15 protein-coding genes are annotated in these 12,822 nt (G+C 67.9%); 9 read left to right on the top strand and 6 right to left on the bottom strand.

Annotated elements, in window-relative coordinates:
• Positions 1-2 precede the first annotated feature (2 nt).
• Positions 3-764 (bottom strand): peroxide stress protein YaaA, encoded by a 762-nt coding sequence (gene yaaA / locus F3H57_RS03795; RefSeq protein ID WP_149754557.1) that lies wholly within the window; start codon positions 762-764, stop codon positions 3-5.
• A gap of 162 nt (positions 765-926) precedes the next feature.
• Here yaaA and F3H57_RS03790 point away from each other — a divergent pair, with 162 nt between their 5' ends.
• The 3 genes from F3H57_RS03790 (at position 927) to F3H57_RS03780 (ending at position 4,175) form a co-directional block, all read left to right on the top strand.
• On the top strand, positions 927-1,886 hold the full coding sequence (locus F3H57_RS03790; RefSeq protein ID WP_149754556.1) for a fatty acid desaturase family protein: 960 nt from the start codon (positions 927-929) through the stop codon (positions 1,884-1,886).
• A 61-nt stretch (positions 1,887-1,947) separates the two neighbouring features.
• Positions 1,948-2,904, top strand: a complete 957-nt coding sequence (gene accD / locus F3H57_RS03785; protein ID WP_149754555.1) for an acetyl-CoA carboxylase, carboxyltransferase subunit beta — start codon at positions 1,948-1,950, stop codon at positions 2,902-2,904.
• On the top strand, positions 2,901-4,175 hold the full coding sequence (locus F3H57_RS03780; RefSeq protein ID WP_149754554.1) for a bifunctional folylpolyglutamate synthase/dihydrofolate synthase: 1,275 nt from the start codon (positions 2,901-2,903) through the stop codon (positions 4,173-4,175). Before accD ends, F3H57_RS03780 begins: the two co-directional genes overlap by 4 nt.
• 373 nt (positions 4,176-4,548) lie before the next feature.
• Here the strand turns inward: F3H57_RS03780 and zapE are convergent, their stop codons facing one another.
• The 3 genes from zapE to parA are packed head-to-tail and all read right to left on the bottom strand — an operon-like array spanning position 4,549 to position 7,112.
• Entirely contained in the window at positions 4,549-5,613 is a 1,065-nt protein-coding gene (gene zapE / locus F3H57_RS03775) for a cell division protein ZapE (protein ID WP_149754553.1), read from the bottom strand.
• Positions 5,606-6,448: a DUF6206 family protein gene (locus F3H57_RS03770; RefSeq protein ID WP_149754552.1), complete on the bottom strand. Its 843-nt coding sequence runs from the start codon at positions 6,446-6,448 to the stop codon at positions 5,606-5,608. Before F3H57_RS03770 ends, zapE begins: the two co-directional genes overlap by 8 nt.
• A gap of 25 nt (positions 6,449-6,473) precedes the next feature.
• Complete coding sequence (parA, locus tag F3H57_RS03765; protein WP_149754551.1) at positions 6,474-7,112, bottom strand: ParA family partition ATPase; 639 nt, start codon at positions 7,110-7,112, stop codon at positions 6,474-6,476.
• Between the two features lie 136 nt (positions 7,113-7,248).
• Between parA and F3H57_RS03760 the strand changes: the two genes are divergently transcribed.
• The 5 genes from F3H57_RS03760 (at position 7,249) to F3H57_RS03740 (ending at position 10,721) form a co-directional block, all read left to right on the top strand.
• Entirely contained in the window at positions 7,249-7,917 is a 669-nt protein-coding gene (locus tag F3H57_RS03760; RefSeq protein ID WP_149754550.1) for a hypothetical protein, read from the top strand.
• Positions 7,918-7,998: 81 nt separating this feature from the next.
• Positions 7,999-9,111 (top strand): S-(hydroxymethyl)glutathione dehydrogenase/class III alcohol dehydrogenase, encoded by a 1,113-nt coding sequence (locus F3H57_RS03755; protein WP_149754549.1) that lies wholly within the window; start codon positions 7,999-8,001, stop codon positions 9,109-9,111.
• Between the two features lie 31 nt (positions 9,112-9,142).
• Complete coding sequence (locus F3H57_RS03750) at positions 9,143-9,505, top strand: ACT domain-containing protein (protein WP_149754548.1); 363 nt, start codon at positions 9,143-9,145, stop codon at positions 9,503-9,505.
• On the top strand, positions 9,498-9,989 hold the full coding sequence (locus F3H57_RS03745) for a GNAT family N-acetyltransferase (RefSeq protein WP_149754547.1): 492 nt from the start codon (positions 9,498-9,500) through the stop codon (positions 9,987-9,989). Before F3H57_RS03750 ends, F3H57_RS03745 begins: the two co-directional genes overlap by 8 nt.
• Before the next feature lie 18 nt (positions 9,990-10,007).
• Positions 10,008-10,721: an NYN domain-containing protein gene (locus tag F3H57_RS03740; protein WP_149754546.1), complete on the top strand. Its 714-nt coding sequence runs from the start codon at positions 10,008-10,010 to the stop codon at positions 10,719-10,721.
• On the opposite strand, the gene F3H57_RS03735 is transcribed toward F3H57_RS03740, so the two are convergent.
• Positions 10,718-11,335, bottom strand: a complete 618-nt coding sequence (locus tag F3H57_RS03735) for a TetR/AcrR family transcriptional regulator (protein ID WP_149754545.1) — start codon at positions 11,333-11,335, stop codon at positions 10,718-10,720. The two genes, F3H57_RS03740 and F3H57_RS03735, sit on opposite strands and share 4 nt — an antisense overlap.
• Positions 11,336-11,400: 65 nt before the next feature.
• Complete coding sequence (locus tag F3H57_RS22070; RefSeq protein ID WP_188129585.1) at positions 11,401-11,568, bottom strand: hypothetical protein; 168 nt, start codon at positions 11,566-11,568, stop codon at positions 11,401-11,403.
• A gap of 265 nt (positions 11,569-11,833) precedes the next feature.
• On the opposite strand from F3H57_RS22070, the gene F3H57_RS03730 reads away from it, so the two are divergent.
• A complete protein-coding gene (locus F3H57_RS03730) occupies positions 11,834-12,760 on the top strand; it encodes an AEC family transporter (protein WP_149754544.1) in 927 nt (308 codons plus the stop codon).
• Positions 12,761-12,822: the final 62 nt, after the last annotated feature.

Here is a 12,822-nt window from a genome sequence, read left to right as displayed (position 1 = left end):
GCCTAGCCCGCGTCACGCACGAAGACCGGACGATCCGGCTCCGACAGGTCGGGGCGCCATTCGTAGCCGCCGGCGTCGAAATCGCGCAGGGCTTCGGGATCGGTCAGCCGGTTCTGCACGATGAAGCGCGCCATCGCCCCGCGCGCCCGCTTGGCGTAGAAGCTGACCACCTTCGGCGTGCCGCCCTTGTCCTCCATGAAGTGCGGCGTGACCACCCGCAGGTTCAGCGCCTTCAGCGGCACCGCGCCGAAATATTCCTGGCTCGCGCAGTTGATGAGCGTGTCCGTGCCCAGTGCCTCGGCCTCGGCCCGCAGCGCCTTGGCCAGCGTGTCGCGCCAGTAATCGTAGAGCGACTTGCCCCGCCGCGTGCGCAGGCGCGAGCCCATCTCCAGCCGGTAGGGCTGGATCGCGTCGCGCGGCCGCAACAGCCCGTAGAGACCCGACAGGATGCGCAGATGATCTTGCGCCCAGTCCAGTTCGTCGGGATCGAGGGAGGCCGCCTCGAGCCCCTGATAGGTGTCCCCGGCAAAGGCGAAGGCGGCGGGCCGCGTGTCGGTCGGCGTCTCCGCGAAGTCCCGGAACCGGTCCCGGTTCAACCGCGCGAGGTCGTTCGACAGGTCCATCAGCGCCTTCAGATCGCGCAGCGGCAGGTTGCGCGCGGTCTTGGCCAGCCGCAGCGCGTCGGCCTCGAAGGCGGGCGCGGTCGTCTCCACCGCCCGCTCCGTCCAGTCGAGCCGCTTGGCCGGCGAAATCACGATCAGCATGCCCGTCCCCTCGTTTGCCGCATCGGGGCCACGGTCTAGCGCGGCCGCGCGCCGGTTCAAAGCCGGTGCGACGCAGCGTCCCGCGCGCAGGTGAATTGACAGGCGCGGAGGCCGGGGCCCACACTCTTCACGCGAACGCAGGCGTGACGCGGGGAGGACGCGATGACACCTGGCAAGGCATTCCTGACATCGGAGGAGATCCGCGCGCTCTCGGGCCGCTCGGACGCGTGGGGATACTGGCTCATCGCGCATTGCTGGGGGCTGATCTTCGGGGCGGCGGCGCTTTTCGCGCTCTGGCCGAACCCGCTGACCTTCATCCTGGCGGTGCTGGTCATCGGCTCGCGCCAGCTCGGCCTTGCGATCCTGATGCACGAGGCGGCGCACAACGCGCTCTTCAGGACAAAGCGGCTCAACGAATTCGCGGGCGAATGGCTCTGCGGGCGTCCGATCATCGCCGACCTGCCGGAATACCGCCATTACCACCTGACGCATCACCGCTACACCCAGACCGACCGCGACCCGGACCTGAAGCTGTCGAAACCCTTCCCGACCACGCGCGCGTCGCTCCGGCGCAAGCTGATCCGCGATCTCACCGGTCAGACCGGGATCAAGCAGCGCGCCCAGCAGATCATGTTCGCCTTCAAGATGGCCGGAGAGGTGGAGGGCGAGCCGTCGAGCCAGGACCTCGCGCAGGCGTTCTCGGGCCCCGTGCTCGGCCGCGCGATCGTCGCCAACGCGGTGCTTTTCGCGCTTTTCTGGGCGGTCACCGGCGCGTGGTGGGGCTGGCTCGCCTTCTGGGTCCTGCCGCTTCTGACCTGGTTCCAGGCCGTGCTGCGCATCCGCAACATCGCCGAACACGGCGCTGTGGAATTCTCGGACGACCCACTGCGGAACACCCGCACGACACGGGCCAACTGGCTCGAACGGCTGCTCGTCGCGCCCTATTGGGTGAACTACCACCTCGAACATCACCTCGTGATGCATGTGCCGGCCCACAACCTGCCGAGGCTGCACCGGCTGATGATCGACAAGGGCCACGGCGACAGAATGACGGTGGCGGGCAACTACCTCGACGTGCTGCGCGCGGCATCGTCCAAGCCCGCAGGCCGCTCCGCCGCTTGATTGCAATCCCCACTCACGCGGCTTAAGTCCTGCGCGGAACGAATGCCCGCAGGACCCGTCGATGAACTGGATCTCGAACTACGTCCGCCCCCGGATCAACTCGATCTTTTCGCGTCGGGAGGTCCCGGAAAACCTGTGGACGAAGTGCGACAGCTGCGGAACCATGCTGTTTCACCGCGACCTGACGGACAACCTCCATGTCTGCTCCAATTGCGGGCATCACATGGGGATCACGCCGCGCAAGCGCTTCAAGGCTCTGTTCGACGGCGGCATGTTCGCGGAGATCGCTGTGCCCGACCCGGTGCCCGACCCGCTGCAGTTCCGCGACCAGAAGCGCTATCCCGACCGCCTGAAGGCGGCCCAGAAGAGCACCGGTGAGAAGGAGGCGATGCTGATCGCGCAGGGCGAGATCGGGCGCACGCCGATCGTCGCGGTGGCGCAGGACTTTTCCTTCATGGCCGGATCGATGGGCATGTTCGTGGGCAACGCGATCATCAAGGCCGCCGAGGAGGCGGTGAAGATGCGCCGCCCGCTGGTCCTCTTCTCCGCCGCCGGCGGCGCGCGGATGCAGGAGGGCATCCTGTCGCTGATGCAGATGCCGCGTACCACCGTCGCGATCCAGATGCTGCGCGAGGCGAACCTGCCCTATATCGTCGTGCTGACGCATCCGACCACAGGCGGCGTCACGGCCTCCTACGCGATGCTCGGCGACGTCCAGATTGCCGAGCCCGGCGCGCTCATCTGCTTTGCCGGACCGCGTGTGATCGAACAGACGATCCGCGAAAAACTGCCCGAGGGCTTCCAGCGCGCGGAATACCTGCTTGAGCATGGGATGCTCGACCGCGTCACCGACCGTCGGAAGCTGCGCGAAGAGCTGATCGTGATGCTGCGCATGATGATGGACATGCCCCCCGCCGTCTGGGGTGAACTGCCGCCCCCCGAGAGCATTGCCGACGAGGCTCCAGAGGAGGAGGGCGGCGAAGCCGCCCCCGGAACCGAGGCACCGGCGCGGAAATGACCGGTCTCACCTCCGACCACATCCTGCAACGGATGATGGCGCTGCACCCCAAGATCATCGACCTCACGCTCGACCGTGTCTGGCGCCTTCTGGAGCGGCTGGACCATCCCGAACGGCATCTGCCGCCGGTGATCCATATCGCCGGGACAAACGGCAAGGGATCGACCCAGGCGATGATCCGCGCCGGGCTGGAGGCGGAGGGCAAGCGCGTCCATGCCTATACCTCGCCGCACCTCGCGCGGTTCCACGAACGCATCCGGCTGGCCGGGGAGCTGATCTCCGAAGCCGCGCTGACCGAGCTTCTGGACGAGGTACACGCTGCCAACGGCAGCGATCCTATCACCTATTTCGAGATCACCACCTGCGCCGCGATCCTCGCCTTTGCGCGGACGCCGGCGGATTACACGCTTCTCGAGGTCGGGCTGGGCGGGCGGCTCGACGCGACCAACGTGATCGACGCACCCCGCGCCACGGTGATCACGCCGGTGGCGCTCGACCACCAGCAATACCTGGGCGAGACGCTGGAAGAGATCGCCGGCGAGAAGGCCGGTATCCTCAAGCGCGGCGCGCCCTGCATCGTCGGCCCGCAGGAAGACGCGGGGCTGGAGGTGATCGAGCGGCGGGCGGAGCGTGTCGGCGCACCGCTTTTCGCCCGCGGCCAGCACTGGCACGCCTTCGAGGAGCGAGGGCGGTTGGTCTACCAGGACGAAACCGGCCTGCTGGATCTGCCCCTGCCGAACCTGCCCGGCGCCTACCAGATCGACAACGCGGGCGCGGCGCTGGCCGTCCTGCGACAGCTCGGCTGCGGCGAGGCCGCGTTCGAGGCCGCCGTCACGCGCGCCGACTGGCCCGCGCGGATGCAACGGCTGAGCCATGGCCCGCTGGTGGAGGCGGCGCCAAACGCGCAGCTCTGGCTCGATGGCGGGCACAACCCGGCGGCGGGCCGCGCGCTCGCGGCGCATCTGGCGACGCTGCCGCCAAGGCCGACCTACCTCGTCTGCGGGATGCTGAACACCAAGGACATCGTCGGCTACCTGCGACCGTTCGCGGGCCACGTCGCCCACCTGACCGCCGTGCCGGTCCCGGACGAGGCGGCGACGCTTTCGCCCGAGGACACAGCGACGGCCGCGCGCGCCGCCGGCCTGCCCGCCAGCACCGCGTCTTCCGCCCTCGATGCGGTGGAAGCGATCGCGACCGAGGCACCGCAGGCCCGCATCCTGCTCTGCGGCTCGCTCTACCTTGCCGGGGCGATCCTGCGCGAGAACGGCTGAAAGCCGCGATTCAACTTATTGAACCGATTCGGGAATTTCTCACCAATATCTGGTAACCTGCCCGACCGGAGAACAATCGGGCGTAGAGCAATACTATATATTGACCGATTCGCGCCATTATGGCAGATTTGGTACAACTTCGATGGGAACAGTCCGGAACGGCGACCATCGGCAGGGACGCACATCATCAAGACGGCAAGGGTTTCGACCCGCTCTGATGCGATGGCGCGGGGCGGCACGGCTGCACTATTCCAGGTATCGGGACGGCGACGGGCGTCAGGCACCCGTCACCGGCCATACAGGCAGAGAAACGATCACGGGCAGTCTCCTGCGGGTCCTTCGGGACCCGTTTTTTTTGCCGTGAGGTCGCACCTTACTCCTCTTCGGCCCATTCGGCCGACCGCATCTCCATCAGCCGGCTCGCCGTGCGCTCGAACTCGAACGCGCCGGCGCCCTCCACGTAGAGGTAATCGGGCTCGGCCGCGGCCGACATCACCAATTGCGTGCCCGCCTCGTAAAGCGCATCGACCAGCGTCACGAAGCGCTTGGCCTCGTTGAAGTTCTGCCGGCCAAGGCGTGGGACGTCCTCAAGGATCAGAACGCGCACCGTGTCGGCCAGCTTGAGGTAATCCGCCGGGCCGAGCATGCGCCCGCAGAGATCGTAGAACGACGCCCGCGCCACGCCGCTGGAGAACCGCGGCAGCGTCAGCACCCTGCCCTTCACGTTCAGCTCCAGCGTCTCCTCGCGGCCGTCGGAGAGTTTCTGCCAGACCTCCTCGATCTGTTCCCGCGCGGCCGCGTCGTTCGGGGAAAAGTAGACCTGCCGCCCCGCCAGCCGGTCCTGCCGGTAGTCGCGCGCGGCCTTCAGCTCGCGCACCTCCATGTTCTCCTTGAGCACGGCGATGAACGGCAGGAAAAGCTCTCGGTTGAGCCCGTCCTTGTAGAGATCGTCAGGCACCCGGTTCGATGTGGTGACCACCACGCAGCCCGCGTCGAACAGCTTCTCGAAGAGCCGCCCGACGATCATCGCGTCGGCGATATCTGTGATCTGCATCTCGTCGAAGGCGAAGACCTTCACCTGGTCCGACACCCGCCGCGCCACCGGCGCAATCGGGTCCTCGCGGCCGCGCTGGCGCTCCATGTGCACGCCGGACTGCACCTCCTGCATGAAGGCATGGAAATGCACGCGCCGCGCCGGCACCTCCAGCGTCTCCACGAACAGATCCATCAGCATCGACTTGCCGCGCCCGACTCCGCCCCAGAGATAGAGGCCCTTCGGCGGCGGCGGCGCCTTTCGGAAAAGGCCTCCCCTGCGCGGCTTCGCCAGCTCGGCGCGGATGCGCTCGAACTCGGGCAGCGCGGATTCCTGCACCGGGTCGGCCTCAAGCCTGCCCTCGGCGACGAGGCGCGCGTAGTAAGCGGGCAGCGTCTCAGACATTGGGCTCGCCCTGCAGGCCCAGCAGCCTGCGCACCCCGGTCCAGTAGCCCGGCAGGCGTGGCGGCTCTTGCAGCCCGGGAAGCGCCTCTTCGGCCCAGGGGCTCATGCGATCCCGGGCGAAGTCGCGCCCCCAGGCGAGGTACGCCTCCGCATGTTCGGGCCTGAGCCGGCAGGCGGAGCCGACGAGCCCGACCAGCGTCTCGGGCGCCGAATACCATTCGTCCTGGATGCCGGTCACGCGGCGCTTCATCAGCGGGCCGAGAGTGCGCATCAGGCGGCTGTCGGAAAACACCAGAAGAAGGCGCCCCATCTCCTCGCGCGAATAGCCGATGAGCGGCGGGAAGGTGTCGAAGAACACCGCCTCTCCCTCCACGATCGCGAAGTTGCGGATCGAGGGGTGGAAGCCGATGCGCGTCTCGCTGCCGCGCGTGTTCAGCCAGAAGCGGGCGATCACCTCCCCGGACGCGGACATCATCGCCAGCGTCTCCTCACGCGTGCCGGCCTGCATCCGCGGGCGCATCAATGCGTCCTCGGGCAGCGCCTCCTGTACCACGACCGGGACGGTGACGCCGTCCACCGGGACAAGATGAAACTCGGTGTCGGGCATCGGCACGCCCGCACCTTTCAGCGCGGCGACATAGGCGTCGTGCGCCTCGGCCAGCCGGTCGAGTTCGGCACGGTCATCGAGGCCGCGATACACCTTGATTACGCGGTCCGAGAACGGGCCCGAGACGGGGCGGAACGGCGCGCAGAAATAGCCCAGGCGAGAAATCGTGCGCCCGCGGGCAGCGCTGTCGGCGCGGATCAGCCCGGCGAGGGCATCGAGATCGGTCATCGTTTACGCTCCTTCGCCGCCCCACCTAGCCGCTTGCGAGCAGCGCCGCCACCTCCGCGGTCAGCGCGTCGACCTCCTCGCGCGCGGGGGTCTTGCCGCCCTCTGCGGCGCCGCGCCCCTGGCCCAGCGCCTCGGCATAGATCACGCGGTTGGCGATCTGGGTTTCGGCCACGCGGGCCATAAGCTCCTGCGCGCGCGCCGTCACGTCGGCGCCGAGCCGTGTGTTCGCCCGCGCGCGGTTGAGCACCACCAGCGCCTCCTTGCCCTCGCGCCGCGCGAGGTCGAGCACCCCCTCGGTCGCCCAGAGGTCCACATGGCTCATAGAGACCGGCACGATCACGAGATCCGCGATGCGCAGCGCCGGGCGCAGGTCACTGTCGGCCTTGGGCGGCGTGTCGACGATGACGACGTCGTGCGACCCGGCGAGCTTGCGGGTCTCGTAGGTGATGCCCCAGGCCGAGGATGTGGCGAATTCCATGTCCGGATCGCCCCCGGCGGCATCCAGCCTCGTCATGAACCAGCGGCCGAGCGACCCCTGCGGATCGGTGTCGATGAGCGCCACGGAGCGGCCCGCCCGCAGGAACCCCGTGGCGAGATTGGCCGCGAGCGTGGTCTTGCCCGACCCGCCCTTCTGCTGCGCCACGGTGATCACCGATCCGGCCATGGGTCCCGCCCCCGACATTCCATCGCTCCACCGCGCATGTTGCACGCGGCAGGGGGGCCTGACCAGCGCGCGCGGCGGAAAACTTAACCGAGCGTTAACCTTGCGCCCGCGAAGCTGGCATCGCGGGAGAGGTGCGATGCGGATCTTGGCATGGGCGTGCATGGTGGCGCTGATCTGCGCCGCGACCGGGGCGGCAGCCGGGGCGTGGCCGCGCGAACGCGGCACCTGGTACGCCTCGGGTGCGGTGCACCTGTCCTGGCCGCGAGCGATCGAGACCTGGACCTCGACGGAGCCGACCGGGCGGTACGACGCGCTCTACCTCGAATACGGGCTGACACGGAAGCTGACGCTCGGGCTCGACCTCGGCCGGGCGGTGTCGGGCGAGATCAAGACCATCGGTTTCCTGCAATACCCGATCACGCCGCAGGACTGGCCGATCAAGGCTGCCGTTCAGCTCGGGTTCGGGCGGATCGCGGGGCGTCAGGTGGTCCGCCCGGGCCTCAGCCTCGGGCGCGGCTGGGACGGCGGCTGGCTGGCTGCCGACGCTCTGGTGGAGCAGCCGACCGACGGCGCGCGCTTCGACGTGAAGCTCGACATGACCTACGGGATCAAGCTGCCCAAGGAGCGCAAGCTGATCCTGCAGATGCAGACCGGCCAGCAGGCGGGCGATCCGGCTTTCGCCCGCTTCGCGCCCTCCGTCGTGTTTCCCCTGCGTGGCCCCCTGTCGCTGGAGCTGGGCGGCACCTGGGGGCTGACGGGCGACAACAGCATGGGGCTGAAAATCGGCCTTTGGGCCGAATTCTGAACGCCGCCGCCGATTGCGGAACCGATGGCTTTGGGCCAGTCTCCGCGCAAATTCCGGCAAGAAAGAATGGAAGGACGGGTCATGAAAACGCGTGCTGCGGTGGCGATGGAAGCGGGCAAGCCGCTTGAGATCATGGAAGTGAACCTGGAGGGCCCGAAGGCGGGCGAGGTTCTGGTGGAGATCAAGGCGACGGGCCTGTGCCATACCGATGAATTCACCCGCTCGGGCGCCGATCCCGAGGGGCTGTTCCCGTCGATCCTGGGCCACGAGGGCGCGGGCGTCGTGGTGGAATGCGGCGAGGGCGTCACCAGCGTGAAGCCGGGCGACCACGTGATCCCGCTCTACACGCCCGAATGCCGGGAATGCGAATACTGCCTCTCGGGCAAGACCAACCTCTGTCAGAAGATCCGGGGCACGCAGGGCAAGGGCCTGATGCCCGACGGCACGTCGCGCTTTTCGCTCGACGACGGCACGGTGCTGCATCACTACATGGGCTGTTCCACCTTCGCCAATCACACGGTCCTGCCCGAGATTGCGCTGGCAAAGGTTAACAAGGACGCTGCGTTCGATAAAATCTGCTATATCGGCTGCGGCGTGACCACCGGCATCGGCGCGGTGATCAACACCGCCAAGGCCGAGATCGGCTGCCGGGCGATCGTCTTCGGCCTCGGCGGGATCGGACTGAACGTGATCCAGGGCCTGCGCATGGCGGGCGCGGACCAGATCGTCGGCGTCGACCTCAACCCCGAGAAGAAGCAGATGGCGACGCAATTCGGCATGACCGATTTCGTCAATCCGAAAGAGGTCGAAGGCGATCTCGTGGCGCATCTTGTCGAACTGACCGGCGGCGGCGGCGACTACACGTTCGACGCCACGGGCAACGTGGGCGTGATGCGCACGGCGCTGGAATCGGCGCACAAGGGTTGGGGCGAATCGATCATCATCGGCGTCGCGCCGGCGGGGGCGGAGATCTCCACCCGGCCGTTCCAGCTGGTCACGGGGCGGGTCTGGAAGGGCACGGCCTTCGGCGGCGCCAAGGGCCGCACGGACGTGCCGAAGATCGTCGACTGGTACATGCAGGGCAAGATCGAGATCGACCCGATGATCACCCACACCCTCACCCTCGACGAGATCAACCACGGCTTCGACCTCATGCACGAGGGCAAGTCCATCCGCGCCGTCGTCACCTTCTGAGCCGGTGCCCCCGGTTCGCGACAGAGCGGAGATGATCCGCCACATGCGCCCGGAGCTTTGCCCCGGGCGCTACGTCTTCGCCGGCTCGGACGATCCCGCGCTTGCGGCCCGGGCGCTCGCCACGTTCCGGGAGGACGAGGGCCTGTCCCTCATCCTGCCGGAAGAGGTCGCGCGGGAGGCGGGGCTGCCGGCAGACCTGCCGATGCGGCGCATCACGCTGCGGGTGCATTCGGCGCTCGACGGGATCGGGCTGACGGCAGCGGTGTCGGGGGCGCTGACCGAGGCCGGGATCGCCTGCAACGTCGTCGCGGCACTCCATCACGACCACGTTTTCGTGCCCGCGCCCGACGCAACACGGGCACTTGCCGCGCTGGAGGCCTTGAGCGATGGATGAGCTTTCCCTCCGCCCCGCGACCGAGACGGACAACGACGCGCTCTGGCGGATCATGGAGCCGATCTTCCGCGCCGGCGACACCTACACCGTCCCGCGCGACATCGCGCGGGACGACGCTCTCGCCTACTGGCAAAGCCCCGCGCACCGCGTGTTCGTCGCCGAGGCCGGAGGCGCGGTGCTCGGCACCTATATCCTGCGCCCCAACCAGCCCGGAGGCGGCGATCATGTCTGCAACGCCGCCTTCCTGACGGCGGCCGAGGCGCAGGGCCGCGGCGTCGCCCGCGCGATGCTCGCGCATGCGCTGGACACCGCGCGTGATGCGGGATACCGCGCGATGCAGTTCAACTTTGTCGTGGCCACCAATGTCCGCGCCGTCGCAACGTGGGAGCGCGCGGGTTTCGACATCGTCGGCCGCCTGCCCGGCGCCTTCCGCCACCCCACCGCCGGCTACGTCGACGCGCTGGTCATGTATCGCACGCTCTGATCCCACCGGGAGGCCGCCTTGCCCGAAGACACCAAGCTTCTCGCCGTCCTGATCGACGCCGACAACACCTCTCCGAAATACGCCAAGGCGCTGTTCGACGAGATCGCCAGCCTCGGCGAGGCGAGCGTGCGGCGCTGCTACGGCGATTTCTCCTCCAACCAGATGGCGGGCTGGTCGAAGGTCACGGCGGAGTTCGGCCTCGTGCCGACGCACCAGCCAGCGAACACGGTGGGCAAGAACGCCAGTGACATCGCGCTGGTGATCGACGCGATGGACCTGATGCACTCGGGCCGCTTCGACGGGTTCTGCCTGGTCTCCTCGGACAGCGACTTCACCCGGCTGGCCAGCCGGCTGCGCGAGCAGGGGCTCGACGTCTACGGCATCGGCATGCAGAAGACGCCCGAGGCCTTCCGCAAGGCCTGCAAGCGCTTCATCTTCCTGGAGAACATGGACGGCGCGCCCGACACGTCGGGCAAGGGCCAGAGCCAGCCGCGCGCCACCGGCAACATGGAAGAGGCGCGCAACCTGATCTTCAAGGCGATGGACGGGATCGAGCAGGACGACGAATGGATCCCGCTGGGCCAGATCGGCCAGTTCATCACCGCCTCGAACCCCGATTTCGACACCCGCACCTACGGCAAGCGCAAGCTCTCGGACCTCGTCAGCGATCTGAAGGTGTTCGAGACCAAGCGCTCGCCCGGCAACCAGCTCCTGGTGCGGCGCGTCGACTAGGTGCCGTAACGCGCCATGAACATGTCGACCGCGCCGTCGACGACGCGGTCGAGTTCGGCCTCGTCGTAGCTGTCCTTGATCCCGAAGGCGAGCTTGTCCCACAGACCCGCCTTGCAGAGCTGCGCGAACTGGTCGGCCGCGAGGTCCAGATCCTCGATCGCCGCCTCGCCGCGCGTCACCGCCCCCTGCAGATAGGCGACAAGGTAGGTGTGCACGAGCTTCGGCCCGCATTCGAAGAACTCGCGGCCGATCTCGGGAAAGCGCTCCGTCTCGGAGACGCAGACGCGGAAGATGCTCTGCCCCAGCGGCGACAGAACGAAACGCATGTAGCTGCGCGCCGCCACCGGCAGCACCTCGCGCGGGGGGCGGGTAAGATCGACGCTGCCGAGCACCTCGTCGGTCTGGAACTGGCACTGGCCGGTCGCGACCTCGAGGAACAGCAGGCGCTTGTCGGGGAAGTAGTTGTAGAGCGTCGCCTTGGACACGCCCGCCGCGCGGGCGATGTCGTCGACGCTGGCGCCTTCGTACCCGTCACGCAGGAAGATGTCACGGGCGCCGCATACGACCTGGTCGAACTTGCGCCCCTTGCGGACCTTAGCGGCCTCGGCCGTCATACATCACCCCCACTTGCCGGCAGGGGACTATATGATGCCGCAAGAGGCGCGAGCAATACGTGGCCTCATTCCTGACGCGACGGCCCGGGCTGCGGCGTCGGATCGACCGGGCCAAGCGGGCCGTCCTCGGGCGGGAAGACCATGTAGGGCAGGTCGGGGAAGGCACCGCCGGCGAGGGCCGGCGTGGAAAGGGCCGCCGTGGCGGCAAGGGTCAGAACGAGCAGGAAGCGCATGATCGTGTCTCCACGCGAGTTGGGTGATCGGTCCGGTCATTGCCGGATCACAAAGTGAACTAAACAGTTCGGTTCATTTTATCAAGGGCGCGGCGCTGCAGTCATGTCGTCCGGACCGAAAACGCCGTCCTTGTGCCCATTGGCCGGCGTCGCGTCCGGATCGGTTCAAACTTTTCCGCATCGCCCCGGAACGGCGGATCACACTCCGCACGGCGCACGAGACGGCCCGATTGACGGGCCACGAGACGCTGCTAACAAGGCCGCCATGTTGGAGATTTTCCTCAAGACGCTGCCGTTCTTCGGCCTGATCGGGCTTGGCTACGGCGCCGGACGCACGAAGTTCTTCACCGCGGAAGCGACCGCCTACCTCACTAAGTTCGTCTTCTACTTCGCGCTCTCGGCGATGCTGTTCCGGTTCTCGGCGAACCTGTCCTTCTCCGACATCTTCGACGCACGTCTCGCGGCTGCCTACCTGTGGGGCACGGCCTTCGTTTACGGCATCGCGCTCGGCGTGGCGTTCTGGCGCGCCGCCTCGGTCGAGGTGGCGGCGATCGAGGCGCAATGCGCCGCCATCGGCAATACCGGGTTCCTCGGCGTGCCGATGCTGGCGCTCCTCCTGGGGCAGGAGGCGGTGGGGCCGATCATCCTGGTGCTGTCGATCGACCTCATCGTGTTCTCGTCGCTGCTGGTGATCCTGGTGACAGGATCACGCGACGGGCGGATGTCGGCGGGGGTGCTGCGCACCGTCGGGCTGGGACTGGTGAAGAACCCGATGATCGTCGCCATCGTCCTCGGCCTGCTCGTGTCCGCCGCCGCGCTGCCGATCCCGGCGGTGGTGAACGAGTTCCTGACCATCCTCGGCAACGCCGCGACGCCCGGCGCGCTGTTCGCCATCGGCGCCTCGCTCGCCTCCAAATCCGCCGAACGGCTGAGCGTCGCCGGCTGGCTGTCCTTCTGCAAGCTGATCCTGCACCCCGCGCTCGTCGCGGCGGGCGCCTACCTGTTCTTCCCGGTCGCCCCGTACGACGCCGCGGTGATCGTGTCGGCGGCCGCGCTGCCCGTGGCCGGCAACGTCTTCATCCTGGCGCAGCACTACGGCGTCGCGCCGCAGCGGGTCTCGGCCTCAATCCTGATCTCGACGGCGGTGTCGATCGTCACGGTCTCCGTGGTGATCGCGCTCGTCTCCGTCTGACCCCTGTTCGTCTAGGTTGCGCAGGCGGGCGCCTTCGGGCAGGCCTTGGACAACCAACCAAT

Origin of the sequence: Roseivivax sediminis, from assembly GCF_900112685.1 — a bacterium.
Lineage (GTDB): Bacteria > Pseudomonadota > Alphaproteobacteria > Rhodobacterales > Rhodobacteraceae > Roseivivax > Roseivivax sediminis.
This window is presented reverse-complemented; position numbering and strand designations above follow the sequence as displayed.

Bases quoted from the DNA above. Each gene is read 5' to 3' on its own strand.
- yaaA (WP_149754557.1), bottom strand. From the start codon at position 764: ATGCTGATCGTGATTTCGCCGGCCAAGCGGCTCGACTGGACGGAGCGG.
- F3H57_RS03790 (WP_149754556.1), top strand. From the start codon at position 927: ATGACACCTGGCAAGGCATTCCTGACATCGGAGGAGATCCGCGCGCTC.
- accD (WP_149754555.1), top strand. From the start codon at position 1,948: ATGAACTGGATCTCGAACTACGTCCGCCCCCGGATCAACTCGATCTTT.
- F3H57_RS03780 (WP_149754554.1), top strand. From the start codon at position 2,901: ATGACCGGTCTCACCTCCGACCACATCCTGCAACGGATGATGGCGCTG.
- zapE (WP_149754553.1), bottom strand. From the start codon at position 5,613: ATGTCTGAGACGCTGCCCGCTTACTACGCGCGCCTCGTCGCCGAGGGC.
- F3H57_RS03770 (WP_149754552.1), bottom strand. From the start codon at position 6,448: ATGACCGATCTCGATGCCCTCGCCGGGCTGATCCGCGCCGACAGCGCT.
- parA (WP_149754551.1), bottom strand. From the start codon at position 7,112: ATGGCCGGATCGGTGATCACCGTGGCGCAGCAGAAGGGCGGGTCGGGC.
- F3H57_RS03760 (WP_149754550.1), top strand. From the start codon at position 7,249: ATGCGGATCTTGGCATGGGCGTGCATGGTGGCGCTGATCTGCGCCGCG.
- F3H57_RS03755 (WP_149754549.1), top strand. From the start codon at position 7,999: ATGAAAACGCGTGCTGCGGTGGCGATGGAAGCGGGCAAGCCGCTTGAG.
- F3H57_RS03750 (WP_149754548.1), top strand. From the start codon at position 9,143: ATGATCCGCCACATGCGCCCGGAGCTTTGCCCCGGGCGCTACGTCTTC.
- F3H57_RS03745 (WP_149754547.1), top strand. From the start codon at position 9,498: ATGGATGAGCTTTCCCTCCGCCCCGCGACCGAGACGGACAACGACGCG.
- F3H57_RS03735 (WP_149754545.1), bottom strand. From the start codon at position 11,335: ATGACGGCCGAGGCCGCTAAGGTCCGCAAGGGGCGCAAGTTCGACCAG.
- F3H57_RS22070 (WP_188129585.1), bottom strand. From the start codon at position 11,568: ATGCGCTTCCTGCTCGTTCTGACCCTTGCCGCCACGGCGGCCCTTTCC.
- F3H57_RS03730 (WP_149754544.1), top strand. From the start codon at position 11,834: ATGTTGGAGATTTTCCTCAAGACGCTGCCGTTCTTCGGCCTGATCGGG.